Origin of the sequence: Nocardia sp. NPDC006044, from assembly GCF_042871115.1 — a bacterium.
Classification (GTDB): Bacteria; Actinomycetota; Actinomycetes; order Mycobacteriales; family Mycobacteriaceae; genus Nocardia.
Genome location: NZ_JBIAID010000001.1, coordinates 970442 through 995655, shown reverse-complemented (window position 1 = coordinate 995655; position 25214 = coordinate 970442). Strand labels below are relative to the sequence as shown.

The window sequence follows — 25214 nt, the reverse complement described above, 5'->3', positions numbered from 1 at the left end:
GTAACGCAAGGAAGAACCATGTCTGGTAAACAGTTCCACCTCAATGCCTTCCTGATGGGCGTCGGGCATCACGAGGCCGCGTGGCGGCATCCGCGCACCGAGGCGCACCGCGTGCTCGACGTCCGGCACTTCCAGGAGCTGGGGCAGATCGCCGAGCGCGGCAAGCTGGATTCGGTGTTCTTCGCCGACGGCCTGGCCGTCGGTCCGCGGATCAAGCGCAACACCCTCGCGGTGTTCGAGCCGATCACGCTGCTGGCCGCGATCGCCGCCGCCACCACGCACGTCGGGCTGATCGCGACCGCGTCCACCACCTATCACGAGCCGTTCAACCTGGCCCGCAAGTTCGCCTCGCTCGATCACATCAGCGGCGGCCGCGCGGGCTGGAACATCGTCACCTCGGCGGGCGAGGACGAGGCGTTCAACTTCGGTTACAACGGTGTGCCCGAGCACGCGCGGCGCTACGAACGGGCGCAGGAGTTCGTCGACGTGGTCAACCAGCTGTGGGACAGCTGGGAAGAGGAAGCGATCGTGCTCGACACCGAGGCGGGCATCTTCGCCGACCCGGACAAGGTGCACACCGTCGACTTCGACGGGCCGCGCTTCCGGGTCCGCGGGCCGCTGAACTCGCCGCGTACCCCGCAGGGCAGGCCGCTGCTGGTGCAGGCCGGATCCTCGGAGAGCGGAAAGGAATTCGCCGCGCGGCACGCCGAGGCGGTGTTCACCGCGCAGCGGACGCTGGCCGAGGGGCAGGCGTTCTATCGGGATCTGAAGTCGCGGCTGGCGAAGTACGGCCGCTCGGCCGACGAACTCAAGGTGCTGCCCGGACTGGTGCCGTTCATCGCCGACACGACCGAGCAGGCGCAGGCGCTCGAGCAGGAGTTCACCGATCTGATCTCGCCGGACTACGCGCTGCGTCAGCTGTCCACCATGCTCGGCGTCAACCTCACCGAACACGCCCTGGACGCGCCGCTGCCGCCGTTGCCGTCGGAGAACGACATAGAAACGCACAAGAGCCGATTCACCCTGGTCAAAGAGCTGGCGGCGAACGAGAACCTGACCATCCGGCAGCTGATCGGCAAGCTGGGCGGCGGACGCGGGCACCGGACGTTCGCGGGCACGCCGACTCAGATCGCCGACGAGTTGCAGAGCTGGTTCGACCACGGCGCCGCCGACGGGTTCAACATCATGCCGCCGTATCTGCCGGGCGGGCTGGAAGACTTCGTCGATCGTGTGGTGCCGATCCTGCAGGAGCGCGGGCTGTTTCGCGCCGACTACGAGGCGGACACGTTGCGTGGGCACTACGGGCTCGGGCCGGTGCCGAGCCGGCACACGCAGGAGCGGGCCGAGGCGAGCGCATGACGGTGGATGTCCTCGTACTCGGCGGCGGCCCGGCCGGTACCTGGGCCGCGTTGAAGGCCGCCGCGGCCGGTGCATCGGTTGTGCTGGCCGACAAGGGGTTCTGCGGGAGCAGCGGCGCTACGGCCGCGGCCGGCACCGGGATCTGGTACGTCCGGCCGGAGCCGGAACTGCGAGAGAAGGCGATGGCCAGCCGGGAGGCGCTCGGCGGATATCTCGCCGATCGCGGGTGGATGGCCCGGGTGCTGGACGAAACCTACGCAAGGGTCAACGAACTCGCGGAGGCCGGACGCTACCCCTTCCCCACCGACCGCGAGGGTCGTTCGCTGCGTAACGGGGTGCAGGGACCGGAATACATGCGGCGCCAGCGACTTCGGGTACAGCGCGCCGGGGTGTCCATCCTCGACCACGCACCGGCGATCGAATTGCTCACCGACGCCGAAGGTTCGGTCGCGGGTGCGCGCCTGCACCGGCTGGCCACCGGTGAACTCGTCGACCTCAACGCTCGCGCGGTTGTGCTCGCCACCGGCGGGTGCGCGTTTCTCTCGAAAACGCTGGGCTGCAACGTCAATACCGGCGACGGCGCCCTGATGGCGGTGGAAGCGGGCGCGGAACTGTCCGGGATGGAATTCTCGAACGCCTACGCCATCGCGCCCGAGTTCACCTCGGTGACGAAGACCGCCTACTACTCCTTCGCCACCTTCTACCTGGGCAACGGCGCGGTGCTGGCGGGCGCGTCGGGCAAGAGCCGCTCCCCGATCGCCAAGGCGCTGCTGACCGAGCCGGTGTATTGCACGCTGGATCGGGCCGACGCGGAGCAACGCCGGGCGATGCGCCTGGGGCAGCCGAACTTCTTCCTCACCTTCGACCGGCTCGGCATCGACCCGTTCACCGATCGGTTCCCGATCACGCTGCTGCTGGAAGGCACCGTTCGCGGGACCGGCGGGGTGCGCGTCGCCGGCGAGGACTGCTCGACCAGCGTGCCCGGACTGTACGTCGCGGGCGATGTCGCGACCAGGGAGCTGATCTGCGGTGGCTTCACCGGCGGCGGCAGTCACAACGCCGCGTGGGCGATGTCGTCGGGCAGTTGGGCAGGCGCCGGAGCGGCCGAATATGCCCGGCGGCACGGTGATTCGACCGATGACCGGCAGCGGTTCGGCGCGGGTGGAGTCGGTATCCGGCCCACCGGAAAGCCGGACGCCGGGCTGCTGCCCGCCGATATCGTCGCGGTGGTCCAGCGGGAGGTGCTGCCGTACGACAAGAACTATCTCCGGCACGGCGACCGGCTGCGGCCCGCGCTGGCGACGCTGGACGAGATGTGGCAGCAGGCCCGGACGAGTCTGACTCTCGCACAGTCGGATCCGTCCAAGGTGCGCTCGGCGGCGGCCATGACCGCGCACGCGCGGTGGATGTATACGGCCGCGCTCGCCCGCACCGAGTCGCGCGGCATGGCGCGGCGGCAGGAGTTCCCCGACGCCGATCCGGCGCAGCATCATCGGCTGATCACCGGCGGACTCGACCAGGTGTGGACCGCGCCGGAACCGGCGTTCCTCGAGCGGACGAGGCTGGTGCCGGCATGATCGAACTGGTCTCGGCCGACCGCTGCATCGCCTGCGACAAGTGCATCGAGGTCTGCCCCACCCACGTGTTCGATCGCGGCGCGGATGGAATCCCGTTGCTCACCAGGCAATCCGACTGCCAGACGTGCTTCATGTGCGAGGCGTACTGCCCCGCCGACGCGCTGTTCGTCGCCGCCCGCACCGAACCCCTCGCGCCGGACGACGTGCAACGCGACGAGGCCTACCTGATCGAGCACGGACTGTTGGGTAGCTACCGCACATCGCTCGGCTGGGGCGGCGGCCCGCTGGGTGCGCGCTACGCGATCGGACCCGAATTACCTTGACGCCGTTGACGAAACGGCGGGTGGTCGACTTCATGCGCACGTGCCGCAGCGCGTGTCGACGCGACGATCGAACCCGCCTGCCCCCCATCACTTTTCCCTAGCGAGGTCCCCATGACCACGGTGCACGAACCATCCACGATCACCCTCCGCGTCACCCCGGTCGCCGGCTACATCGGCGCCGACATCTCCGGTGTCGATCTGCGCGAGACGCTGACCGACGAGCAGGTCGAGCAGATCACCGCCGCGCTGCACAGGTACAAGGTGCTGTTCTTCCGCGACCAGCACATCGGGCACGCCGAGCAGATCGCCTTCTCCCGGCGCTTCGGCGCGGTCACCCCATCGCATCCGTACGACACCGACGCGCCCACCGAATTCCCGGAGATCCTCGCCGTGGACAGCCGGCTGTACGAAAAGCGGTTCGGGGTAAAGAAATTCAGCTACACGAACTTCTGGCACACCGATGTCTCGCCGCTGATCAACCCGCCCGCCGCGTCGATCCTGCGCGCCGAGATCGCGCCGGAGCAGGGCGGTGACACCGGCTGGACGAACCTGGTCGCGGCGTACGAGAACCTGCCGGAGTCGTTGCAGCGGTTCGTCGAGGGACTGCGTGCCGAGCACCGGTTCGGCGGGCGCAGGCCGGTCTGGAACGAGGACAGCGACTACGCCAAGAAGGTGGCGGCCGCGCCGCTGGTCACCGAGCATCCGGTGGTCCGGGTGCACCCGGTGACCGGCGAACGGGCGCTGTTCGTCAACCCTGGCTTCACCACCCGGATCATCGGGCTGAGCCCCAATCAGAGCGACGCGCTGCTGAAACTGCTGTTCGACGAGGTGGCCAACCCGGCCTACACCGTCCGGTTCCGCTGGGCGAGGGGCAGCATCGCGTTCTGGGACAACCGGGTGACGGCGCATCTCGCGCCGAGCGACCTCGATCATCTCGACGTCACCCGGGTGCTGTACCGCACCACGCTGGAGGGGGACATCCCGGTCGGGGTGGACGGCGCGCCGTCCACCTCCATCGCCGGGGCGCACTTCACCGGCAACTGAGAGTAGACAGGTAGGTGCCCGGCCGGCGACACCCGGCCGGGCACTGCGCTGCGCCACGCCTCGATCAGCCCATCACGGGATGATTGACTAGGTTTGGGGCAAACAACGAAGGAGAGATCTGTGCGCTTCGGCATCTTCATTCCGCAGGGCTGGCGGCTCGACCTGGTCGGCATCGACCCGGCGGACCAGTGGCGGGTGATGCGGGATCTCGCGCAACGCGCGGATGCCAACGACACCTGGGAATCCCTGTGGGTGTACGACCACTTCCACACCGTCCCGGTACCGACCGAGGAGGCGACGCACGAGGCGTGGACCCTGATGTCCGCGTTCGCGGCGTCCACCTCGCGGATCCGGCTCGGGCAGATGTGCACCGCGATGAGCTACCGCAATCCGGCGTATCTGGCGAAGGTCGCGGCGACCGTCGACCTGATCTCCGGCGGCCGGGTCGAGATGGGCATCGGCGGCGGCTGGTACGAACACGAGTGGCGCGCCTACGGTTACGGCTTCCCCGGCGCGGGTGAGCGGCTCGCGCGCCTCGACGAGGGCGTGCAGATCTTCCGGCAGGCCTGGACCGAGGGCAAGGCCACCCTGGACGGCAAGCACTACCAGGTCGACGGTGCCATCGTGCGGCCACTTCCGTTGCAGGAGGGCGGGATTCCGCTGTGGATCGCCGGTGGCGGCGAGAAGAAGACGCTGAAGATCGCGGCGAAGTACGCCCAGTACACCAACTTCAGCGGCGCCCCCGACGAATTCGCGGCCAAGTCCGAGATCCTGCGCGCGCACTGCGCCGACGTCGGCACCGATTTCGACGCCATCGTGCGCTCGTCGAACTTCAACGTGGTCATCGCGTCCACCGAAGCCGAAGTGCAGGAACGGCTTTCCGAGATCCAGGCGAAACTGGCCTCGGTCATCGGCGACGACGAGGCGAAGACCTACGTGGACAACATGTTCCGCCCGTCGCTCGCCGTCGGCACCCCCGAGCAGATCGTCGAACGGCTCACGCCCATCCGCGATCTCGGCCTCGGCTACGCCATCTTCAACTTCCCCGAATCCGCCTACGACACCTCGGGCATCGAACTGTTCGAGAAGGAAGTGGCTCCGGCCCTGGCCTGAGCTGGTCGAAGGAGTCCCCGTGACGAGTCCCGCTGCCCCGTCTCGACCCACGAATGCTCCCGGTCGGACACTTGCGGTTCTGGTCGTCCTCACGGGAGTGCTTGCGGTGGCCTTCGTCGTCGCCCCGCGGCTGCTCGCGGGGCGCGGGCCCGGCGGTGGTTTCGCCGACGAGGGCGACCTCCGCGCTGCGCTGCGCGTGGCGTTCGTCGAGTACTGGGGTGCGGGCGCGCGGGACTTCCCGCCGAGCTTGGCGCGGGTGGTGGACTACTGGTTCCGTTATCACGTGGCCAAAGCGGTGATCGCGACGATCCTGCTGGTCGTGCTGGTAGCGCTCGGTATTCGGCTCTGGCGGGCCTTCCTGCGCTCCGCTGGCCCCGGGGCCGGCCGGCGAGTCGCCCTCGGGTCGGCAGGCGGGCTTGCCACCGCGCTGGCGTTGGGCTCGTTGGTGTTGGTCATGGCTAACGTACAAGGCGCGGTAGCACCGTTCGCCTCGCTGCTACCGATGCTGACGACCGGTCCCGCCGACGGCGCACTCTCCCCCGCACTCGAACAGATCCGGCAGCAACTGGCCGACGCCGGCGGCCGCCCCTCGCCCATCCTCGACGTCATGATCGGCGACTTCGCTCGATATCACACGGCAATGGCGGTGATCGCCACGATCGTCGCGATCACCCTCCTCGCCCTGAGTGTGGTGAGCTGGCGAAAGTTCAGCAGAACCGAATCGGCAGACCAGCGCCCCCGGCGCCTGTTCGCGTCACTCGGCACACTCGCGACCGCACTGACCCTCGCCACACTCGTTGTCGCAGTGGCAAACACCGGCACCGCCGCAAACCCCACCCCCGCCCTCGCCGCCTTCTTCGCCGGCGGCTGGTAAGCCCCGCATCACCCGGCCCGCGCACCCCCACTCCCCCGTCGCGTCGAATTCCTTCTGGACAAGCGATCACGAGGAACTGATGCTGTTGCCCTCTCGCGTTTTACCGACACCAGTTCCTCGTGATCATCTGTCCAACCGTGGGCGCGGAGGGCGGCACGGACGCGGTCGAGGATTACGTGCGGGCGGTGGTGGAGGAGGGTGGCGTTGACGCGGACTACTCGCCAGCCCAGCGATTCGAGGGTTGCGAGGCGGTCGATGTCTTTGGTGCGCTGGGTGGGGTCGGTCCAATGGTGCGCGCCGTCGTATTCGACGGCGACGCGCCATTCTTTCCAGCCCATATCCACCCGGGCGACAAACCCGCCGCGGGCATCGCGGATCACCAGTTGAGTTGTGGGTCTGGGTAATCCGTCATCGATCAGGAGGAGCCGGGTGTGTGACTCCGGAGGCGACTCGGCGCCGGCATCGATCAGCTCGAGGATGGTCGACAGACGCGCGACTCCGCGCGTTCCGGGATGTGCGTGAGCCAGATTTCCGACCTCCAGCGGGTCCAGACCCGTAGCTGCGCACAACGCATCCAGGATCGGGACGGCTTGATCGCGAGGCAACTGTCGGCCGAGGTCGAACGCGGTCCGTGCGGGTGTTGTCACTCGGAACCCATCGATCTCACAGCACTCGGCGGGTTCGATGACGGTGCACACGGAGCGAATCCCGCTGGGCGGCTTGCAATGTTCGGCCCGCGCGATCTCTGCGGGCCGGCCCGAATCAAGCCAGCGAGTGCCGTGCATGGCCGCCGCCGAGTGCCCGATCAACACGCCGTCACCCTTCGCCCAGTGTGCTGCGGCGTGAGCACGTCCGGCTGCGTCGAGCGTGCACCCCTTGCGCAGATAGACATCGGGGAACACCCGCACAAAGTTGTGCTGGAGTTCCCATCGCGTCACCAGCCCTGCGGCCCTCGCCCAAGACCCAGGAAACGGCTCATCCAAGACCCCCATACCCGCACTATGCCCAAAGCCACCGACACGGACGATCGAGAGGGAACTGGTGCAGGTCGGCTCTCGGCCGTTACCTGCACCAGTTCCTTGTGATCATTTGTCCAGCTGGGTGAGCGCAGCTGCTAGAGCATGCAGGAGACGCAGCCTTCTACTTCGGTTCCTTCCAGGGCCATTTGGCGGAGGCGGATGTAGTAGAGGGTTTTGATGCCCTTGCGCCAGGCGTAGATCTGGGCGCGGTTGAGGTCGCGGGTGGAGGCGGTGTCCTTGAAGAACAGGGTCAGGGACAGGCCCTGGTCTACGTGCTGGGTGGCGGCGGCGTAGGTGTCGATGATCTTCTCGTAGCCGATTTCGTAGGCATCGTCGTAGTACTCGAGGTTGTCGTTGTCCAGGTAGGGGGCCGGGTAGTAGACGCGGCCGATCTTGCCTTCCTTGCGGATCTCGATCTTCGACGCCACCGGGTGGATGGAGCTGGTGGAGTGGTTGATGTAGGAGATCGAACCGGTCGGCGGGACGGCCTGCAGGTTCTGGTTGTAGATGCCGTGCTCCATGACCGAGGCCTTGAGCTCGCGCCAGTCGTCCTGAGTCGGGATCTTCACCTCGGCGTCGGCGAACAACCGCGCCACCCGTTCGGTCTTCGGCTCCCACGCCTGCTCGGTGTACTTGTCGAAGTACTCACCGCTGGCGTACTTGGACTCGGGGAAGCCGCCGAAGTAGCTGCCGCGCTCCTTGGCGATCAGGTTCGACGCCCGGATCGCGTGGTAGACCACGGTGTAGAAGTACATGTTGGTGAAGTCGATGCCCTCTTCGGACCCGTAGTGCACCCGCTCGCGGGCCAGGTATCCGTGCAGGTTCATCTGACCGAGGCCGATCGCGTGCGACTCGTTGTTGCCCTGCTCGATCGAGGGCACCGAGTAGATGTGCGTCTGATCGGAGACCGCGGTGAGCGCCCGGATGGCCGTCTCGATGGTCTGCGCGAAGTCGGGTGAGTCCATCGCCTTGGCGATGTTGAGCGAGCCGAGGTTGCACGAGATGTCCTTGCCCACCTTGGCGTAGGACAGGTCGTCGTTGAACACCGACGGCGTCGACACCTGCAGGATCTCCGAGCACAGGTTCGAGTGGGTGATCTTGCCGGCGATCGGGTTGGCCCGGTTCACCGTGTCCTCGAACATGATGTACGGGTAGCCGGATTCGAACTGCAGCTCGGCGATGGTCTGGAAGAACTCGCGCGCCTTGATCTTCGACTTGCGGATCCGCTTGTCGTCGACCATCTCGTAGTACTTCTCGGTGACGTCGATATCGGCGAACGGCTTGCCGTAGATGCGTTCCACGTCGTACGGCGAGAACAGGTACATGTCCTCGTTCTTCTTCGCCAGCTCGAAGGTGATGTCCGGGATCACCACGCCGAGCGAGAGGGTCTTGATCCGGATCTTCTCGTCCGCGTTCTCCCGCTTGGTGTCGAGGAACCGGTAGATGTCCGGGTGGTGCGCGTGCAGGTACACCGCGCCCGCGCCCTGACGCGCGCCGAGCTGGTTGGCGTAGGAGAACGAGTCCTCCAGCAGCTTCATGATCGGGATGACGCCCGAGCTCTGGTTCTCGATCTGCTTGATCGGCGCGCCGTGCTCGCGAATGTTGGTCAGCAGCAGGGCAACCCCGCCGCCGCGCTTGGACAGCTGCAGCGCGGAGTTGATGGAGCGCCCGATGGACTCCATGTTGTCCTCGATGCGCAGCAGGAAGCAGGACACCGGCTCGCCGCGCTGCTTCTTGCCCGAGTTGAGGAAGGTCGGGGTGGCGGGCTGGAAACGACCGTCGATGATCTCGTCGACCAGCTTGCCCGCCAGCACCTCGTCGCCGGCCGCGAGGGTGAGCGCGACCATGCAGACCCGGTCCTCGAACCGCTCCAGGTAGCGCTTGCCGTCGAAGGTCTTCAGCGTGTACGAGGTGTAGTACTTGAACGCGCCGAGGAAGGTGGGGAACCGGAACTTCTTGGCGTAGGCCTGCTGGAACAGCTGCTTGATGAACGGGCGGCTGTACTGGTCGAGCACCTCGGGCTCGTAGTACTTCTCGTCGACCAGGTAGTCCAGCTTCTCGTCCAGGTTGTGGAAGAAGACGGTGTTCTGGTTGACGTGCTGCAGGAAGTACTGATGCGCCGCCTCACGGTCCTTGTCGAACTGGATCTCGCCGTTCGGGCCGTACAGGTTCAGCATCGCGTTGAGGGCGTGGTAGTCCATGACCTCGCCGGCCTCCGCACTGCGGCCCGAAGCCTGCTCTAAGCGAGCCGTCTTTCCGGCCGGTGCTGTCGTTGTTGTTGCCAAAACAATCCCAATCCCTCTCGGACGCGCTCGACGTCCTCAGCGGTTCCCATGAGTTCGAAGCGATACAGGTACGGCACCCCGCACTTACGCGAGATCACGTCTCCCGCATAGCAGTAGGTATCGCCGAAGTTCGTGTTTCCCGCCGCGACCACCCCGCGCAGCAGGGCACGGTTGTGCGGATTGTTGAGGAACTTGGCGACCTGCCGCGGCACGAAATCCTTGTCGGATCTGTTCCCACCCAGGACGTGCCGACCGCCCCCGTAAGTGGGGACGATCAGCACGAAGGGTTCGTCGACGCGCAGCGAATCGGCGGTGTGCAGTGGAATGCGAGTCGCCGGGAGACCCAGCTTCTCGACGAAGCGATGCGTGTTCTCCGAGGCGCTGGAGAAGTAGACGAGCGCGCCGGGAGCGGAGCCCGCGCAGTGACCGTGCGGGTTGTGCTCGGACACGATCACCCTCTCCTCTCGGAGGAACGGAAAGCGGAAGCGGTCAGGCCGCCACCGTGGCGAGCGACTTGATCCGGTCGGGACGGAAGCCGGACCAGTGGTCCTCACCGGCCACCACGACCGGCGCCTGCAGGTAACCGAGCGCCATGACGTAGTCACGCGCCTCGTCGTTCTCGGAAATGTCGATCACCTCGTAGTCCACCCCGACCTTGTCGAGGGCCTTGTAGGTGGCATTGCACTGGACGCAAGCGGGCTTGGTGTACACGGTGACGGTCATTGGTATCCCTCTTCTCCTTGTGCCTGATCCACAGCCTGTGATCCGTATGCCGATCGTTCGAGCGACCTAGCGATGCACGTTCCGACCTTGCTGCGCAAACTCCTGGATCTGGACTCGAATCCCCTGCTCAGCCCGTTCGGGCTGAATTTCGCAGAGCGGGGTGCCTTGCCGTCTTCCAGTACCGAAGACACTACACCTAGTGGCCGACAGATTCATCCAACACGACATGTTGCGAGTCACAAAGATGAAATTCGCAGGCGGTAAGTACCTGGACGCTCGATTCGCAACCCGACACGACCGTGGTGCAGATCACAATTTCGTACCGTAGCTGATTTCCAGCAAACTCTCCGGTCAGACGAAGAGGGCCACCCCCACCGCGTGGGGATGACCCTCGAGAAGACCGGAGCGGAAGCTTACACGGCCGCGAATTCACCCTGGGCGGCCTGGACCAGCTCGTGCACGGTGGCCGCGAGCTGAGTGAGCGCTTCGGCATCTTCGCGCGGGTGTGTCGCGCCGAATCGCTCGCCGATCGTGGCGAAGTGCAGGTGAGCGGATTCCACCACCCGCGCGCCGGCCACGCCGAGCGCCTTGACCGCGTCGCCGTGCGCCCACTGCGCCGCGTTCGGGCTGATCGACGCGCTGACCACCGCGACAGGCCGGTCCTTGAGGGCGCCGGTGCCGTACGGACGGGAGGCCCAGTCGATGGCGTTCTTCAACACGCCCGGAAGCGTGCCGTTGTACTCCGGGGTCACCACGAGCAGGCCGTCGGCGGCGGCGACCGCGTCGCGCAGCGCCTGCGCCGCGGCGGGCACGGCACCCTCGACATCGAGGTCTTCGTTGTAGAAAGGAATGTCGGCGAGGCCATCGTAGAGGGTGATCTCGACACCCTCCGGCGCGGTCTGTACGGCGGTCTCGGCCAGCTGCCGGTTGATCGAGGCGGCGCGGAGGCTGCCGACGAGAGCGAGGATGCGGGTCTTGCCCATGACAACTCCTGGTGTACTGAGTGTGTGGTGTCCGAACTTTCATTGATGACTAACCGGACCACGGTCCGATTACTTCCCGCGGAGATGGCGTGCCTGCTGTGAGCTACCCCACATCGGATCTCCCGCTGCCAGAGCAGCGCCCGCTGCTCGGCATCGGCGCGCCTCTCCCCGGCACCTCCGAACCCACCGAACGCGCCGACGCCGCGCGCAACCGGCAGCTACTGCTGGACGCCGCGCAACAGCTGGTGCGCGAGCAGGGCGTGGACGGCCTCACCATGGACGCGCTGGCCAAGCGGGCCGGGGTCGGCAAGGGCACGGTGTTCCGCCGGTTCGGCAGCCGGTCGGGGTTGCTGATGGCGCTGCTCGATCACTCCGAGCGCAAGGCGCAGGAGGCGTTCATGTTCGGGCCGCCGCCGCTGGGGCCCGGCGCGACGCCGGTGGAACGGCTGGTCGCGTTCGGCCGGGCGCGGCTGCTCGACATCGATGTGGAGGGCGAGCTGTACCGCGCCGCGGAGGTCGGCGAGGCGGCCGATCGGTACTCGGGCGCGCCGTACATGTTGCTCAAGGCCCACGTGTCGATGCTGCTGCGGCAGGCCGGCGTGCCCGGCGAGATTCCGTTGATCGCCGACAGTCTGCTCAGCACGCTGAGCGCCGCGCTGGTCATACATCAGATGCGCGTGCAGGGATATCGCCGCGAGCAGATCGGGGACATCTGGGAAGCGGTCGTTCGACGCGTTGTCACCCCGTGAATGGACAGTAAAGTGGGCTGCCATGCGGAACCTGCGCGAACAGATCATCACCGAGTTGGGCGTTCAACCGAGCATCGAGCCGAAGAACGAGGTACGGCGCCGGATCGATTTCCTCAAGGACTATCTGAACGCCACTCCCGCAAAGGGTTTCGTGCTCGGCATCAGCGGCGGCCAGGACAGCTCGCTGACCGGCCGGTTGTGCCAGCTGGCCGTCGAGGAACTACGGGCGGACGGGGCGGACGCGACGTTCGTCGCGGTGCGCCTGCCCTACGGCGTGCAATCGGATGAGGCGGACGCGCGGGCCGCGCTGCGGTTCATCCAACCGGACCGGACGGTGTCGGTGAACGTGCGCCCGAGCGCCAACGCGACGGCGGGCGAGGTGGCTTCCGCGCTGAAGATCGACAAGCTCCGCGACTTCGTCCGCGGCAATATCAAGGCACGGGAGCGGATGGTGATCCAGTACGCGCTCGCGGGTCAGGAGAACCTGCTCGTCGTCGGCACCGATCACGCGGCCGAGGCGGTCACCGGGTTCTTCACCAAGTACGGCGACGGCGGGGTCGATCTCACCCCGTTGACCGGTCTCACCAAGCATCAGGGGGCGGCGCTGCTGCGCGAACTGGGTGCGCCGGAAAGCCTGTGGTCGAAGGTGCCGACCGCCGACCTGGAGGACGACCGGCCGTCGCTGCCGGACGAGGAAGCGCTCGGGCTGACCTACCGCGAAATCGACGACTACCTCGAGGGCAAGGAGGTTGCCCCCGAGGTCGCCGAGCGCATCGAGTCGATCTACCTGAACACCCGGCACAAGCGGGCGGTTCCGGTGACGCCACTCGACACCTGGTGGCGCGACTAGCCGGCCGCGACTCCGGGCGGGTCGTCGGCGGCGGCGTAGGTCTGCATCGCGTTGGCGATCGCGCCGGTGTTGTCGGTCAACGCCTTATCACTGATGTTGGCGGTGGTGTCGCAGGACCGGTGGTAGCAGGGGTCGTACGGGCGGCCGGCCTGGCCGCCGAACCACTGCGCCTCCTGGCTGGTCTTGGTGCCCTCGGCGCCGGTGAACAAACCGCCGACCGCGATCCCGGCGCGCATGAACGCGCCGTAGTCCGAACGGCCGTCGAGCGCGGCCCGGTTGTGCCGCAAGCCCTTCGAGTCGAAGTAGCGGTTGAAATCCTGCTCGATCTGGGCGGAACCGGCCGGGCCCTGGCTGCCGTTGTAGATCTTGTAGGCGTAGTTCGGCGAGCCGATCATGTCGAAGTTGAGGTAGAGCTCGAGCTTGTCCCGGTTGGCCGCGGACAGGTTCGCCACGTAGTACTTGGAGCCGACCAGGCCGAGTTCCTCCGCGCCCCACCAGGCGAAGCGGACCTTGTTCTTCGGCGTGGTGGTGGCCATCTGCAACGCGACCTCGAGCAGACCGGCACTGCCGGAACCGTTGTCGTTGATGCCCGCGCCGGCACGCACCGAGTCGAGATGCGCCCCGGCCATGACGACCTTGTCCGGGTTGCCCTGCGGGGACTCCGCGATCACGTTGTGGGTGGTGGCGGGCAGGGCCTCGGTATCAGTCGCGAGCCGCACGACCGTGCCCGCCTTGGCCAGGTCCTTGCCGACGGCGAAGCTGGCGGCGACCACCGGCACGGTGATGCCGGTCTCGTCCAGCGGCTCGGCGAAGGTGTCGGTGCGGCCCGGCTGGCCCTCGTTGAAGATGATCACGCCGGAAGCGCCTGCGGCCTGGGCGTTTCGGGCCTTGTCCGCGGACGTGCAGGTACCGCGTTGCAGCAGCGCGATATTGCCGCGGGTGAACGTGGCGAAGTCCGCGGCCTCGCAGCCGGAGGTCGAGCCGTTCGCCTCGGCCCGGGGCGACAGAGTGAGGTCGACGCCCTGCACCGCCGCCTTCGCCTCGCCCGAACCGGAATAGGTCAGGGTGGCGAAGTCACCGAGCCTGCTGTGGTCCGGCGCGGTCGGCTGATAGGTCGTCCGGGCGCCGGAGACCCGCTCCAGGACCGCCGCCGACCGTTCCCGGAAGGACTGGAAAGTGAACGGCTGCAACGTCACCTGGTAGCCCACGCGGCGTAGTTCGCCGGCCACGTAGTCGCGGGAGGCGTCGTAGCCCGCGGTGCCCGCGGCCCTGGTGCGGCCGTTGGCGTTGGCGATCGACTGGAACTTCTCCAGATGCTGCTTGACGGCGGGCGCCTTGATCGAATCGGCCAGTCGCCCCGGCGGCGGACTGGGGTCGGCGGACGCGGACCCCGCGACGGCGAGGGAGAGCGCGAGGGGCAGCGCGGCGGCGGTGGCGATCACGCGACCGGCGGTGGCACTGCGGAAGATTCGGGGCATAGTCAGCTCCTCCAAAGGGACGGATGAATCCCGATGGCTCGGAGGTTAAAGCGGGGTGTCGTCTCGATGAAACCCCAGTTGTAGTGGGGAAATGCGTTGCCGGGCCGGGCAATCCGCCCGCACACTCAGCCCTTCGTGACCTCCGTGAGGCGGCGGGACAGGAAGCGGCGGACCTGCTCGTTGGACGCGCGGTCGAGCGCGATGCGGTAGTGCGTAGCCGATTCCGGATAGCGCCCCGCGCGGCGGAGAAGATCGGCGCGGGTCGCGGCGACGAGATGCGAAGCGGCCAGGCGCGGATGGTCGGCGACCTCGTCGAGGGCAGCGAGTCCGCTGTCGAAACCGCGCAAAAACCCTACGGCGATAGCGCGATTCACCAGGATGACCGGTGAGTCGGAGTAGGTGCGCAGCTCGTCGTAGCCGGAAACTATTGCGGCCCAGTCGGTTTGCTCCCATGTGGGAGCGATCGCATGGGCGCCGGCGATCCGCGCCTGGGCGAGATATGGGCCCCCGCCCTGCGCGGCGGCGGAGATCAGGCAGCGCAGTCCCGATTCGATCTGCGCCCGATTCCACGCGCTGCGATCCTGCTCCTCGATCGGCACCAATTCGTCTTCCGCACTTCGCCGTTGGGCGCGCCGACTATCGTTGAGCAGCATTAGCGCCAGCAGCGACCGCGCCTCCGGCTCGTCCGGCAGCAGCGCGCACAGCAGCTTGCCGAGCCGAATTGCCTCGTCGCACAGCTCATCCCGGACCGCGGCCGGACCCGAGGTGGCGAAGTAGCCTTCGGTGAAGACCAGATAGATACACGCCAGTACCGCGGGCAGCCGCTCCGGCAGCAGCGGCGCGGGCGGCACCCGCAGCGGAATACCGGCCTGGCGGATCTTCGCCTTCGCGCGGGTAAGTCTTTGGGCGACTGTATGTTCCGGTTGCAGGAAGGCCCTGGCGATCTCCGCGGTCCGCAACCCGCACACCAACCGCAGGGTCAGCGCCACCTGAGACTCCGGCGACAGCGCCGGATGACAGCAGGTGAAGATCATCCGCAGTTGGTCGTCCGCTACCGGCGACACCTCTATCTCCTCGCTCGGCCCGGTCAACAGGACTGCGTCCAGCTCCTTGCCGCTCCTGACCGACTCGCGCCGCAACCGGTCGAGTGCGCGATTGCGCGCCGCGGTGGTGATCCAGGCCCCGGGATTGTCCGGCACACCGCGCTCCGGCCAGGTGCGCAACGCGTCGGCGAACGCGTCCTGCACCGCGTCCTCGGCCAGTCCGATATCGCCGACCAGCCGGGCCACCGTGGCCAGGGCCCGGCCGAATTCGGCGCGGTAAACGGCGTCGATGGCCGGGCCCGGCACGGTCAGAAGCCGACGTCGACGATGCGGCGAAGCTCCGAACGGCCATGCGGTCCGCGCGGGATCTGGGCCGCGATCTCGGTGGCCTCGGCCGGGCCGGTCGCGGTGAACACGTACAGTCCGTCGACCACCTCGGCGCCCTCGGTGAACGGTCCGTCGGTGAGCAGCAACTTCCCGTCCCGCACCCGGACCGTTGTCGCGGTAGCCGGCGGTTGCAATGCTCCGCCGGCCCGGATCGCCTCGCCGACCTTTTCCGCGAACTGCCCGTGTTCCGCGGCCATCTTTTCCCATTCCTGCGTGTCCGGCGCGATCAAGTCCGACTGCCGCTCCCACAGCAGCGCGGTCCACCAATCGGCGCCCGGCGCTCCGTGCGGCGACCACATCACCATCGGCCGCACCTCGATCGCGCCGCGCTCGGCCGCCGGGATCCGGCGCGCGAGCTGGATGGCCTCGTCCAGATCCTGCGCGTCGAACACGTAGAAACCAGTGATTACCTCGGTCTGCTCAATGAACGGCCCGTCGGTGATCAACGCCTGATCGCCGCTGCGCCGGACATTGATCGCCGTGGCCGACGGGAACAACGCCGCGCCACCGGCGATCGCCGCGCCCGCCGCCTCCTGGAAGGCCGCGTATTTCGCCACCCCCGCGGCGAACTCCGGCGTTCCCGGCGCGGCGGTCTGCCCGTCTCCCACAATCGTCGCCAAGTAGTGCATGGTCGCAACCTTCCTCGAGTGGAAGAGCCCGATACCCTTCCTTACCCAGACGACGAACGCCGCGGGAGTTTCTCTACGCCGTCGCGAATTCTTTCTACTCCGAGTGGGACGACCGATCGTCCCGATTCATCGCGGCCGGGACGATCGGCCGACGAACCTGCGACGCTGCCCCGATCAACACCGCCGAGGCCGCCGCCTTTCGGCCGACGGAGCGGGGCGAGGCGGAAGTCGCGCCGGTCAGCCGCCGGCGAAGGGGGGCAGCACGTCCACGCGGGGTGTCAGCGCGGTGCTCGGATCGCGGGTCAGTTCGTCGCCGACCAGGTAGGCGCAGACCGAGAGCATCTTCGCCAGGCCGGGGCCGTACGAGGCGGACAGGGACGAGCGCAGGTCGGCGACGGTGGCGCCGGCCGGGAGGTCGAGCGTCTCGCGGTCCTTGCCGACGGCGTCGGCGATGGCGGCGAAGTAGCGGATCTCAACCACCGATGGCTCCCATCGTGCGTTCCGGCGGGACGAACCCCTCCACATCGATGCCGTGACCGGCCCATTTGTTCCACATCGCGCCGCGCCACAGGGTGGCCAGCTCGGCGTCGCCTGCCCCGGAGCGCAGCACCTGGCGCAGGTCGTACTCCTGGTCACTGAACAGGCAGGAGCGCAGCATGCCGTCGGCGGTCAGGCGGGTGCGGTCGCAGGTATCGCAGAACTTGCGGGTGACCGACGCGATGATGCCGACGGTCGCGGGACCGCCGTCGACCAGCCAGGTTTCGGCCGGGGCCGCGGGATCGGCGCGACCGGCGGCGGTGAGCTCGAACCGGGCGCCGAGCACGTCGAGCAGTTCGGCAGCGGTGACCATGTTGGTGCGGGCCCATTCGTGGTCGGCGTCGAGCGGCATCTCCTCGATGAACCGCAGTTCGCAGTCCTCGTCCAGGCACCACTGGAGCAGATCCGCCGCGCCGGAGAGGGTTTCGCGCATGAGCACGGCGTTCACCTTGACCGGCGCCAGGCCGGCGTCGCGGGCGGCCCGGATGCCGGCCAGCGCCGAGTCGAGCCGGTCGCGGCGGGTCAGCTCGGCATAACCGGCTCGGTCGACGGTGTCCAGCGAGACGTTCACCCGATGCAGTCCAGCGGCGGCGAGCCCGCGGGCGCGGTGCGCGAGGCCGACGCCGTTCGTGGTCATCGCCAGCGGCGTGTCAGGCACCTGTTCGTGACAACCGGCGATGATCTGCTCGAGGTCGCGGCGCATCAACGGCTCACCGCCGGTGAACCGGACCTCCTCGATCCCGAGTTCACGTACCGCGAGGCCGACCAGGCGGACGATTTCCGCGACGGTGAGCAGTTCGTGCTGCGGAATCGCGGGCAGGCCCTCCTCGGGCATGCAATACGTGCAGCGCAGCGAACATTTCTCGGTGATGGAGACGCGCAGATCGCGGGCCACCCGCCCGAATCGGTCCAGCAGGAACGGCGTATCGGGGCGGCCGTCGAGCGAGGGACGCCCGGAACGCACGGCAGGTATCCCCATCTCGACCAGAGTCACCCGTCCATTATGACCTCCGCTCGTCGCCGGTCAGTCGCAGAAGGTACGGAATAACCCGCCGCGCGCGCCGCGAGATTGTGAGGTTCACACAAGCCGGACGGGCGATCGACCTCGATCGGCTGAGGTTAGGCTGGCTGCCATGACCTCTCGGCCCGCCAGCGTCTCGGCCCGGCCCGTCGACGACTACCGAGACAGCATCGAACAGCTGTTGCGCCCGCTCGCCGCGCGCCCGGCCGAGCAGGTCGCGGTACCGGCGGCCCTCGGCCGGCAGCTCGCCGAGGACCTGCGCTCGCCGGTCGATCTGCCGGTGTTCCGCAACTCGGCGATGGACGGTTACGCCGTGCGCGCCGCGTCGGTCGTGGTCGCGCCGGTGACGCTGCGGGTGGCCGGGGTCGTCGCGGCGGGCAATGCCGGGCAGACGCCGCTGCCGGCCGGCGCTGCGATCAAGGTGATGACCGGCGCGCCGATCCCGCCCGGCGCGGACTGCGTGGTTCCGGTGGAGGACGTGCACGCCGACAACGGCACCGTCACCATCGAACGCGGCCGCAGCGCAGGCGAATTCGTACGCGAGGCGGGGACCGACGTGCGGGCCGGCGACCTGCTCGTGCACGCGGGCACCACGCTGGAGCCGCGGCACATCGCGGCGCTGGCGGCGGTCGGGTTGCCGAGCGTGCCGGTGTTCCACCGGATCCGGGCGGCGGTCATCACCACCGGCGATGAACTCGTTCCGGCGGGCAGCACGCTGCGGCCCGGGCAGATCTACAACTCCAACGGCATCGCGCTGGCCGCCGCGCTCACCGCGAACGGGGTCGACGTCGTCTCGGTCGCGCACAGCACCGACGACCCGGCCGAGTTCCGCAAGCTGCTGGCCGAGGCGACCGGATCCGCCGATGTCGTGTTCACCTCCGGCGGGGTGTCCAAGGGCGACTTCGAGGTGGTCAAGGACGTGCTCGGGCCGCTCGGCGGGGTGTTCGGGCCGGTCGCGATGCAGCCGGGCGGACCGCAGGGACTGACCGTCGCCGACGGGGTGCCGGTGCTCAGTTTTCCGGGTAATCCGGTCAGCACGATGGTGTCGTTCGAGGTGTTCGCGCGACCGATGCTGCGCGCGCTGGCCGGGCTCGCGCCGGTCGACAGCTACGAACTGCCGTTGCGCAACGAGGTGGCCCGATCGCCGCAGGGTAAGCGGCAGTTCTTGCGCGGCAAGCTGATTCGGCCGTCGTCCGGCGATCTGCCCGCGTCGCACCGGCATCCGGAAGCGGTGGAGGTGGTGTCCGGGCCCGGATCGCACCTGGTCGCCGGGATGGCCTGGGCGGACGTGCTGATCGATGTCCCGGCCGAGGTCACGTCGCTGCCCGCCGGGGGCGTCGTGCGCGTGTGGTCGTTGTGATCCATTCCGTCCCAGGAGTATTCGATGAGTGAGTTGTCCCATGTGGACGGCGCGGGCCGCGCCCGCATGGTCGATGTCAGCGCCAAGTCCGACACCACCCGGATCGCGGTGGCCGCGGGTGAGCTGCTGACCACCGCCGAGGTGGTCGCGCTGGTGCGCGCCGACGACATGCCGAAGGCCGACGTGCTGTCCACCGCGCGGATCGCGGGCATCGCCGGGGCGAAGAAGACCTCGGAGCTGATCCCGCTGTGTCATCAGCTCGCCTTGTCTTCGGTAAAGGTCGAATTCGGGTTCACCGACAACACCATCACCATCGAGGCGACCGCGAAGACCAAGGGACCCACCGGGGTCGAAATGGAAGCGCTGACCGCGGTGGCGGTCGCCGGGTTGACGCTGCACGACATGGTGAAGGCGGTCGATCCGGCGGCGACGCTCAACGGGGTGCGGCTGATCACCAAAGAAGGTGGGAAGCACGGGCATTGGGTGCGGCCGGAGGCTGCCGCCGGCAACGAGTCCACCGCCGTTGATGCCGGCGCACACCACCAAGCGGCCCACGGACACCACCATGTCGGCGCCGCAACAGAACCCAAGGCCGGAACACACCCGGCACCAAGCGAACCCGCGGCCGGGGCGAAGCACGCACCGCAGGAACGTCTTCCCGGCGCGACCGCCGTCGTCCTCGTAGCCTCGACCGGCGCCGCCGCGGGCACGCGGGTCGACACCACCGGCCCGGTCCTCACCGAATGGCTTGCCGGCCTGGGCTTTTCGGTGCGCGGCCCACTGGTCTACGCGGACGCCGACATCGCCGTCGGCCTGGCCGACGCGTTGCGCCTGGAACCGTCGCTGGTGATCAGCACCGGCGGCACCGGCGCCTCCCCCACCGATGCCACCCCCGAGGCCACCCTCGCCGTGCTGACCCGCGAGCTGCCCGGCGTGGCCGAGGCCATCCGCCAGCGGGGCACGGCGAAGTTCCCGCTGGCCGCCCTGAGTCGCGGGGTCGCCGGGCTGGCCGGCCGGTCGGTGATCGTGAACCTGCCCGGCTCCCCCGGCGGGGTCAAGGACGGCATCGCCGTGCTCGAACCGCTGCTCGACCATCTGCTCGCCCAAGTTGCCGGAGGCGGAAACCATGACCACCACTGAACCCACCGTCCGGCTGGCCCGGGTCAGCGATCAGCCGCTCGACGCCGCCGCGGTCGAGGCCGCCGTGACCGGGCCGCACTACGGGGCCGTGGTCGTGTTCACCGGCAAGGTCCGCGACCACGACGGCGGACAGGCCGTGACCGCGCTGGAGTACTCGGCGCATCCGGAGGCCGAGCGCTTCCTGCACAAGGTCTGCGCCGAGCTGGCCGAATCGGCCGGCCTGCCGGTCGCCGCGGTGCACCGGGTCGGCGCGTTGACCATCGGCGACGACGCGATCGTCGTCGCGGTCGCCGCCGCGCACCGGGCCGAGGCGTTCACCGCCTGCGCCGAGCTGGTGGACCGGATCAAGCACGAGGTGCCGATCTGGAAGAGACAGCGGTTCGCCGACGGATTGTCCGAATGGGTCAATTCCTGCGGTTAACCGAAGCGTGACAAGAACCCCATGACGAATCAACACGTCAGCGCTAGCGTGTCCGCACACGCAGTTCGCCGGAGGCGCGACCTCGCGCATCCGCCCTTGCCAGCGCTCTAAGCGGGAGGAAGCGATGGGTACCGATCAGGTTTTGCTGCACCGGTTCGTCATCTCTCAGCTCAGCGCGGCCGGCCTCGATCGCGATCGGCTGATCCGCGAGACCGGGCTGCCCGAGTGGACGATGGCCGGCGACGACGTGCACCTGCCGAGCCACACCTTCTCCCGGCTGTGGGAACTCGGCGAGCACGGGCTCGGCGACCCGGACGTCGCGCTGAACGTGGCCCGGCGCTACCAGCTGCCCACCCTCGGGCTCTACGACTATCTGTTCTCCACCGCGCCCACCCTCGGCGCGGGCCTGGCGACCTGCGGGCCGTACGTCACCGCGGTCACCACCAATCATCGATTCGACCTGGTCGCCGAGCGCGACGGCGAGGTGACGCTCTACCTGGAGATGATCCGCGGCGAGGGCCGCGGCCGCGACCTCACCCAGCTGTGGGGTCTGGCCGCGGTGCTCAGCCGGGCCCGGCGGGTGGTGCGCGAGCCGGTGATTCCCCTGCGGATCTCGCTGCGCCAATCGGCGCCGGCCAAGGTGCAAACCTTCATCGAGGTGTTCGGCACCACGGCGATCGAATTCGACGCACCGGTGGACGCGATGGTGTTCCGCGCCAGCGACATGGAGCTGCCGTTGACCACCAGCGACCCGGTGCTGGCCGCGATCTTGCAGCCGCTCGCCGAGGCGTTGCCGCCACCGCCGTCGCTGACCACGGCCTGGCCGGAACGGGTCGCGGCGGCGCTGGCCGAGGCGATGAAGAGCGGCGACGTCTCCCTCGACCGGGTGTCGCGCATACTGGCCACCAGTCCGCGCACGCTGCAACGCCGGTTGATGGAGGCGGGTACCACGTGGCGACGGGAACTGGATCGGGCGCGCACCGCCCGGCTGACCGAGGTCAGCTCAGGTGGTCCGCTCAGCCGCTCACGGCAGGCCGAGCTGCTCGGATACTCCGACGCGGGCTCGATGCGCCGGGCGGCCCGGCGGTGGACGGTGGCGCCGCGCGGCCAGCAGGCCGCCCGCTTCGACTGAGCACTCACTGTTTCAGGAAACGCGCCACGATCCCCCAGAACGTGGCGTCCTCGATCGCGCGGAAATCCCAGCCGTTGGCGATGGCATGCGACTCCGCCACGATGCCGGGTACGTCGAAGTCGTAGCGCGTGGCGGTGCCCTTGGCCTCCAGCACTTCGATCACGTACGCGGTGGCGCTCTCCAGCGAATCGGACATGGAAAACTCCCATCGGTCGCAGAACGAATCGTCTCGATCTTGAATCGGTGCGCCGACCCGACACCACGCGCGACCTGTTCGCAACTTTGCGCACGTGCCGACGCGGCGGGCACCAGGACAGTCTCATGTCCGCCCGGCGCCGCCGCTAGCACCGAACGCGCCAGTTTCCGGCCGAACGCGCCAAATTCTTCGATCAGCGGGACGGCACTCAGTGCGGGGTGTAGCGCCACACGCCGAGCATGGATTGCGGGTCGAGCGGATCCTCGTCGAGATGCACGGTGTCCTGCAACCGTTTCGCCGCCACCTCGGCGTCCATCCCCGCGCCGATCAACACCAGCTGGGTGGTGCGGGATTCGCCGCGCGCCCAGTTCTCCGGCTCGAACACCAGGTGCCGGCCGACCAGGTGCAGCACGAACTTGCGGCGCTCGTCCGCGACGGCGAAAGCGGCGAAACCCTTGGCGCGGAACAGGCCCGGCGGCGGGTCCTCCAGGAAACCGATCAACGCGCGCGGATCCAGCGGTTGTTCGCTGGTGAAGGAGACGCTGAGGTAGTCGTCGTGCAGGTGCCGGTGCTCGGCGTGGTCGTGATCGTGGTGGTCGAGCAGCTCGTCGAAGCTCAATTGCTCGGCGACCCGCGGGGTTTCGCGCAGCGGTTCGTCGAACAGCAGGCCGGGCTCGAGCCGGCCGTGCGTGGTCGCGTACACCGGCGCCTGCCCGATCAGGTCCGCGATGTCCTGCCGCAAGGCGCTCAGCTGCGTCTCCGGCACCCGGTCGGCCTTGTTGACCACGACCAGATCGGCCAGCCGCAGATGGGTGGTCAGCTCGGGGTGGCGCGCGCTGCTCGCCGGGAACTGCTCGGCGTCGACCACCTCGACCAGGCCGCCGTAGCGGATGCGCGGGTTGTCGCTGCCGACCACCATCCGGATCAGGTTGCGCGGCTCGGCCAGGCCGCTGGCCTCCACCACGATCACGTCGATCTTGGCGCGCGGCTGCGCGAGCCGGGTGAACAGGTCGTCCAGCTCGCTGACGTCCACCGCGCAGCAGACACAGCCGTTGCCGAGTGAGACCATCGCGTCGACCTGCCCGGCGACCAGCATCGAGTCGATGTTGATCGCGCCGAAGTCGTTGACCACCACGCCGATCCGAGTGCCTCGGCTGTTGCGCAACAGGTGATTGAGCAGCGTTGTTTTCCCGGAACCGAGAAACCCCGCGACGATCACAACAGGAATCCGGTCAGCCACGCCGACCACCATACTGGGCCGCGCAAGGGCGCCGGAAACGCCGAACGTCACCCTCGGCGAGGGTGACGTTCGGGCGGGCGCCGGGTGCTATTTGGCCGGGGCGATGAACTTGGCCGCCAACGCGTACGCGAGGTTGATCAGCTCGGCGGTGACCATGTTGTTGTCCACGCCGAGAGACTTGGCCAGCGGCATCAGCAGGGTCAGCACCATGTCCATGATCTCCCGGACGGACTGCATGTCGCTCGACTCGCCCGGCACCGTCTTGCTGCCCGGCAGGCTCTGCTGTGCGCCGGGTGATTGCTGGGTGCCGGGCCATGCCGGGGCGTTCGGCGCGGTCTGGCCCTGCTGAGTGAACGGGGAGGACTGCCCTTGGGGCGCAGCCTGGACCTGGGGTGCGGCCTGCCCTTGAGGCGCTGCCTGGACCTGCGGCGCCGTCGCGCCCGCCGGCGGCTCGGTGGACGCCGGGTGCGGCTGGAACTGCGGCATATTCGACTGGACCTGCGGCGCCGACGCACCGACCGGTGGCTCGGCCGACGCGGGATTCGGCTGCAACGGTACCGAATTCAGCGGTGCCTGCGGTGCACCCTGCACCGGCGGCTCGGTCAACGCCTGCGGTGCCGAAGCCCCCGCAGGTGGCTCGGTCGAGGCCGGATGTGGCTGCAACGGTACCGGATTCAGCGTCTGCGGTGCCGGCTCGGTGAAGGCCTGCGGCACCGCCGCACCCGCGGGCGGCGCGGCCGCGGCCGGATTCGGCTGCAACGGTGCCGAATTCGGCTGCGCGGCGTGCGGCTCGGCCGCCGGTTCCACGACCGGATGCTGCTGCGGCAATGGCGCCGCGGCCGGCTGCTCGCCGCTCACATCCGGCGTCACCGAATGCGCGCCGAGCAGATACCCCACCAGCCCGGTGGTGATGGTGACCGCGTGCTTGAGCTGCCCTTCCTTGCTCTCCAGCAGCGCCGCGTCCTCGGCGTTGGCGCCGTTGCCCATCTCGATGAACACATCCGGCACCGCGGTGAGCGCGGGTCCGGCGATGTCGCGGCGCGGCATCAGCCCATCCGCGCTCGCGTACGGCGCGGGGACGAACCCGGCGCCCAGGTAGGCATCGCGCATCGCGGTGGACGCCGCCAGCCCGGCGTTGGACTGGATCGCGTTGACCGTCGGGTCGGGGATCGGCAGCTCGGGCACGATCAGATGGAAGCCGCGCTGGTCGGCGGGCGCACTGTCGGCGTGAATGCTCACCGCGACGGCAGCACCGGACTCATTGGCGGCCCTGGCGCGGTCGTCGACGCAACCGCCCCAGCCCTGATCGTCCTGGCGACTCAGTTTCACCTGCGCGCCGAACTGTTCCAGCGCGGTCTTCACCAGCTGGGCCACGTTCCAATTGATGGTGTGTTCGGGGACGCCGTTGACCGTGACCATGCCGGTGGTCTGGCAGTCCTTCGTGCCGCCGCGACCGTCGCTGACCTGTTTGGCCACGTTCTCGCTGTGGCCGGGCCCCTGATGGCCGGGGTCGAGGAACACGGTCTTGCCTGCGAGTTTGGTCGACAGATCCGGCTGAGCCGGCTCGGCGCTGGCGGTGACCGGCACGAACCCGGACAGCGTCACCGTGACCGCGGCCGTGACGGCAGAACAGATTCCGGCCCTGATGATGCTTGGCTGCTTCATGTTCGGTCGGTGCCCCGGGACAAGGGCACCCCTCCCTTCCCATTAGTAACACCAAACCCAGTGGTT

The 25214-nt window shown here is 68.4% G+C and carries 25 protein-coding genes; 12 read left to right on the top strand and 13 right to left on the bottom strand.

Translation table 11 applies throughout. From position 1 onward, the window contains the following. Nucleotides 1–18 precede the first annotated feature (18 nt). The 6 genes from ACFYO1_RS04635 to ACFYO1_RS04610 all read left to right on the top strand — a co-directional run bounded on the left by ACFYO1_RS04635 (nt 19) and on the right by ACFYO1_RS04610 (nt 6290). Complete coding sequence (locus ACFYO1_RS04635) at nt 19–1359, top strand: LLM class flavin-dependent oxidoreductase (protein ID WP_387227164.1); 1341 nt, start codon at nt 19–21, stop codon at nt 1357–1359. Beyond that, the gene (locus ACFYO1_RS04630; RefSeq protein WP_387227162.1) at nt 1356–2936 is read left to right on the top strand and encodes an FAD-dependent oxidoreductase; all 1581 of its coding nucleotides are present in this window, start codon (nt 1356–1358) and stop codon (nt 2934–2936) included. The genes ACFYO1_RS04635 and ACFYO1_RS04630 overlap by 4 nt, the downstream gene beginning before the upstream one ends. Continuing rightward, nucleotides 2933–3259 carry a 4Fe-4S binding protein gene (locus ACFYO1_RS04625; RefSeq protein ID WP_387227160.1) on the top strand — a complete coding sequence of 109 codons (327 nt, stop codon included), beginning with the start codon at nt 2933–2935 and terminating at the stop codon, nt 3257–3259. Before ACFYO1_RS04630 ends, ACFYO1_RS04625 begins: the two co-directional genes overlap by 4 nt. Before the next feature lie 111 nt (nt 3260–3370). Beyond that, nucleotides 3371–4303, top strand: a complete 933-nt coding sequence (locus tag ACFYO1_RS04620; protein ID WP_387227158.1) for a TauD/TfdA dioxygenase family protein — start codon at nt 3371–3373, stop codon at nt 4301–4303. 120 nt (nt 4304–4423) lie between these two features. Further along, nucleotides 4424–5416, top strand: a complete 993-nt coding sequence (locus tag ACFYO1_RS04615) for an LLM class F420-dependent oxidoreductase (protein ID WP_387227156.1) — start codon at nt 4424–4426, stop codon at nt 5414–5416. 106 nt (nt 5417–5522) lie between these two features. Further along, the gene (locus ACFYO1_RS04610; protein WP_387227154.1) at nt 5523–6290 is read left to right on the top strand and encodes a hypothetical protein; all 768 of its coding nucleotides are present in this window, start codon (nt 5523–5525) and stop codon (nt 6288–6290) included. A gap of 8 nt (nt 6291–6298) precedes the next feature. Here the strand turns inward: ACFYO1_RS04610 and ACFYO1_RS04605 are convergent, their stop codons facing one another. The 5 genes from ACFYO1_RS04605 to ACFYO1_RS04585 all read right to left on the bottom strand — a co-directional run bounded on the left by ACFYO1_RS04605 (nt 6299) and on the right by ACFYO1_RS04585 (nt 11300). After that, entirely contained in the window at nt 6299–6628 is a 330-nt protein-coding gene (locus tag ACFYO1_RS04605) for a DUF559 domain-containing protein (protein ID WP_387231677.1), read from the bottom strand. Nucleotides 6629–7404: 776 nt separating this feature from the next. Then, on the bottom strand, nt 7405–9510 hold the full coding sequence (gene nrdE, locus ACFYO1_RS04600; protein ID WP_387227153.1) for a class 1b ribonucleoside-diphosphate reductase subunit alpha: 2106 nt from the start codon (nt 9508–9510) through the stop codon (nt 7405–7407). Nucleotides 9511–9548: 38 nt separating this feature from the next. After that, nucleotides 9549–10043 (bottom strand): class Ib ribonucleoside-diphosphate reductase assembly flavoprotein NrdI, encoded by a 495-nt coding sequence (gene nrdI / locus ACFYO1_RS04595; RefSeq protein WP_387227151.1) that lies wholly within the window; start codon nt 10041–10043, stop codon nt 9549–9551. Between the two features lie 40 nt (nt 10044–10083). Continuing rightward, nucleotides 10084–10317, bottom strand: a complete 234-nt coding sequence (gene nrdH, locus ACFYO1_RS04590) for a glutaredoxin-like protein NrdH (RefSeq protein WP_150407919.1) — start codon at nt 10315–10317, stop codon at nt 10084–10086. Between the two features lie 413 nt (nt 10318–10730). Then, on the bottom strand, nt 10731–11300 hold the full coding sequence (locus tag ACFYO1_RS04585) for an NAD(P)H-dependent oxidoreductase (protein WP_387227149.1): 570 nt from the start codon (nt 11298–11300) through the stop codon (nt 10731–10733). 125 nt (nt 11301–11425) lie between these two features. On the opposite strand from ACFYO1_RS04585, the gene ACFYO1_RS04580 reads away from it, so the two are divergent. Further along, complete coding sequence (locus ACFYO1_RS04580; RefSeq protein ID WP_387231675.1) at nt 11426–12049, top strand: TetR/AcrR family transcriptional regulator; 624 nt, start codon at nt 11426–11428, stop codon at nt 12047–12049. A gap of 22 nt (nt 12050–12071) precedes the next feature. Then, complete coding sequence (gene nadE, locus ACFYO1_RS04575; RefSeq protein ID WP_387227147.1) at nt 12072–12899, top strand: ammonia-dependent NAD(+) synthetase; 828 nt, start codon at nt 12072–12074, stop codon at nt 12897–12899. Here nadE and ACFYO1_RS04570 read toward each other — a convergent pair. From ACFYO1_RS04570 to moaA, 5 genes are all read right to left on the bottom strand, one after another. Continuing rightward, nucleotides 12896–14377 carry a M28 family metallopeptidase gene (locus tag ACFYO1_RS04570; RefSeq protein ID WP_387227145.1) on the bottom strand — a complete coding sequence of 494 codons (1482 nt, stop codon included), beginning with the start codon at nt 14375–14377 and terminating at the stop codon, nt 12896–12898. The genes nadE and ACFYO1_RS04570 overlap by 4 nt on opposite strands. Before the next feature lie 125 nt (nt 14378–14502). Next, nucleotides 14503–15726 carry an RNA polymerase sigma factor gene (locus ACFYO1_RS04565; protein ID WP_387227143.1) on the bottom strand — a complete coding sequence of 408 codons (1224 nt, stop codon included), beginning with the start codon at nt 15724–15726 and terminating at the stop codon, nt 14503–14505. A gap of 2 nt (nt 15727–15728) precedes the next feature. Continuing rightward, a complete protein-coding gene (locus ACFYO1_RS04560; RefSeq protein ID WP_387227140.1) occupies nt 15729–16436 on the bottom strand; it encodes a YciI family protein in 708 nt (235 codons plus the stop codon). A 237-nt stretch (nt 16437–16673) separates the two neighbouring features. After that, the gene (locus ACFYO1_RS04555) at nt 16674–16916 is read right to left on the bottom strand and encodes a MoaD/ThiS family protein (protein ID WP_387227138.1); all 243 of its coding nucleotides are present in this window, start codon (nt 16914–16916) and stop codon (nt 16674–16676) included. Next, nucleotides 16909–17967, bottom strand: coding sequence for a GTP 3',8-cyclase MoaA (gene moaA / locus ACFYO1_RS04550; protein WP_387227136.1), 1059 nt, complete (start codon nt 17965–17967; stop codon nt 16909–16911). Before moaA ends, ACFYO1_RS04555 begins: the two co-directional genes overlap by 8 nt. A 139-nt stretch (nt 17968–18106) precedes the next feature. Here moaA and glp point away from each other — a divergent pair, with 139 nt between their 5' ends. From glp to ACFYO1_RS04530, 4 genes are all read left to right on the top strand, one after another. Then, nucleotides 18107–19354 carry a gephyrin-like molybdotransferase Glp gene (glp, locus tag ACFYO1_RS04545; RefSeq protein ID WP_387227134.1) on the top strand — a complete coding sequence of 416 codons (1248 nt, stop codon included), beginning with the start codon at nt 18107–18109 and terminating at the stop codon, nt 19352–19354. Nucleotides 19355–19378: 24 nt separating this feature from the next. After that, nucleotides 19379–20494, top strand: coding sequence for a bifunctional molybdenum cofactor biosynthesis protein MoaC/MoaB (moaCB, locus tag ACFYO1_RS04540; protein ID WP_387227132.1), 1116 nt, complete (start codon nt 19379–19381; stop codon nt 20492–20494). Further along, nucleotides 20481–20915 (top strand): molybdenum cofactor biosynthesis protein MoaE, encoded by a 435-nt coding sequence (locus ACFYO1_RS04535; RefSeq protein WP_387227130.1) that lies wholly within the window; start codon nt 20481–20483, stop codon nt 20913–20915. Before moaCB ends, ACFYO1_RS04535 begins: the two co-directional genes overlap by 14 nt. 124 nt (nt 20916–21039) lie before the next feature. Continuing rightward, nucleotides 21040–22047 carry an AraC family transcriptional regulator ligand-binding domain-containing protein gene (locus ACFYO1_RS04530; protein ID WP_387227128.1) on the top strand — a complete coding sequence of 336 codons (1008 nt, stop codon included), beginning with the start codon at nt 21040–21042 and terminating at the stop codon, nt 22045–22047. Between the two features lie 4 nt (nt 22048–22051). Here the strand turns inward: ACFYO1_RS04530 and ACFYO1_RS04525 are convergent, their stop codons facing one another. The 3 genes from ACFYO1_RS04525 to ACFYO1_RS04515 all read right to left on the bottom strand — a co-directional run bounded on the left by ACFYO1_RS04525 (nt 22052) and on the right by ACFYO1_RS04515 (nt 25148). Further along, a complete protein-coding gene (locus ACFYO1_RS04525; protein WP_387227125.1) occupies nt 22052–22243 on the bottom strand; it encodes a hypothetical protein in 192 nt (63 codons plus the stop codon). A gap of 208 nt (nt 22244–22451) precedes the next feature. After that, complete coding sequence (locus ACFYO1_RS04520) at nt 22452–23495, bottom strand: CobW family GTP-binding protein (protein ID WP_387231673.1); 1044 nt, start codon at nt 23493–23495, stop codon at nt 22452–22454. A 75-nt stretch (nt 23496–23570) separates the two neighbouring features. After that, nucleotides 23571–25148, bottom strand: a complete 1578-nt coding sequence (locus ACFYO1_RS04515; RefSeq protein WP_387227123.1) for an N-acetylmuramoyl-L-alanine amidase — start codon at nt 25146–25148, stop codon at nt 23571–23573. Nucleotides 25149–25214: the final 66 nt, after the last annotated feature.

What these genes read in the sequence shown, in the direction of transcription:
- ACFYO1_RS04635 (WP_387227164.1), top strand. Translation starts at nt 19, where the DNA reads ATGTCTGGTAAACAGTTCCACCTCAATGCCTTCCTGATGGGCGTCGGG.
- ACFYO1_RS04630 (WP_387227162.1), top strand. Translation starts at nt 1,356, where the DNA reads ATGACGGTGGATGTCCTCGTACTCGGCGGCGGCCCGGCCGGTACCTGG.
- ACFYO1_RS04625 (WP_387227160.1), top strand. Translation starts at nt 2,933, where the DNA reads ATGATCGAACTGGTCTCGGCCGACCGCTGCATCGCCTGCGACAAGTGC.
- ACFYO1_RS04620 (WP_387227158.1), top strand. Translation starts at nt 3,371, where the DNA reads ATGACCACGGTGCACGAACCATCCACGATCACCCTCCGCGTCACCCCG.
- ACFYO1_RS04605 (WP_387231677.1), bottom strand. Translation starts at nt 6,628, where the DNA reads ATGGGCTGGAAAGAATGGCGCGTCGCCGTCGAATACGACGGCGCGCAC.
- nrdE (WP_387227153.1), bottom strand. Translation starts at nt 9,510, where the DNA reads ATGGACTACCACGCCCTCAACGCGATGCTGAACCTGTACGGCCCGAAC.
- nrdH (WP_150407919.1), bottom strand. Translation starts at nt 10,317, where the DNA reads ATGACCGTCACCGTGTACACCAAGCCCGCTTGCGTCCAGTGCAATGCC.
- ACFYO1_RS04585 (WP_387227149.1), bottom strand. Translation starts at nt 11,300, where the DNA reads ATGGGCAAGACCCGCATCCTCGCTCTCGTCGGCAGCCTCCGCGCCGCC.
- nadE (WP_387227147.1), top strand. Translation starts at nt 12,072, where the DNA reads ATGCGGAACCTGCGCGAACAGATCATCACCGAGTTGGGCGTTCAACCG.
- ACFYO1_RS04570 (WP_387227145.1), bottom strand. Translation starts at nt 14,377, where the DNA reads ATGCCCCGAATCTTCCGCAGTGCCACCGCCGGTCGCGTGATCGCCACC.
- ACFYO1_RS04560 (WP_387227140.1), bottom strand. Translation starts at nt 16,436, where the DNA reads ATGCACTACTTGGCGACGATTGTGGGAGACGGGCAGACCGCCGCGCCG.
- glp (WP_387227134.1), top strand. Translation starts at nt 18,107, where the DNA reads ATGACCTCTCGGCCCGCCAGCGTCTCGGCCCGGCCCGTCGACGACTAC.
- moaCB (WP_387227132.1), top strand. Translation starts at nt 19,379, where the DNA reads ATGAGTGAGTTGTCCCATGTGGACGGCGCGGGCCGCGCCCGCATGGTC.
- ACFYO1_RS04535 (WP_387227130.1), top strand. Translation starts at nt 20,481, where the DNA reads ATGACCACCACTGAACCCACCGTCCGGCTGGCCCGGGTCAGCGATCAG.
- ACFYO1_RS04530 (WP_387227128.1), top strand. Translation starts at nt 21,040, where the DNA reads ATGGGTACCGATCAGGTTTTGCTGCACCGGTTCGTCATCTCTCAGCTC.
- ACFYO1_RS04525 (WP_387227125.1), bottom strand. Translation starts at nt 22,243, where the DNA reads ATGTCCGATTCGCTGGAGAGCGCCACCGCGTACGTGATCGAAGTGCTG.
- ACFYO1_RS04520 (WP_387231673.1), bottom strand. Translation starts at nt 23,495, where the DNA reads ATGGTGGTCGGCGTGGCTGACCGGATTCCTGTTGTGATCGTCGCGGGG.
- ACFYO1_RS04515 (WP_387227123.1), bottom strand. Translation starts at nt 25,148, where the DNA reads ATGAAGCAGCCAAGCATCATCAGGGCCGGAATCTGTTCTGCCGTCACG.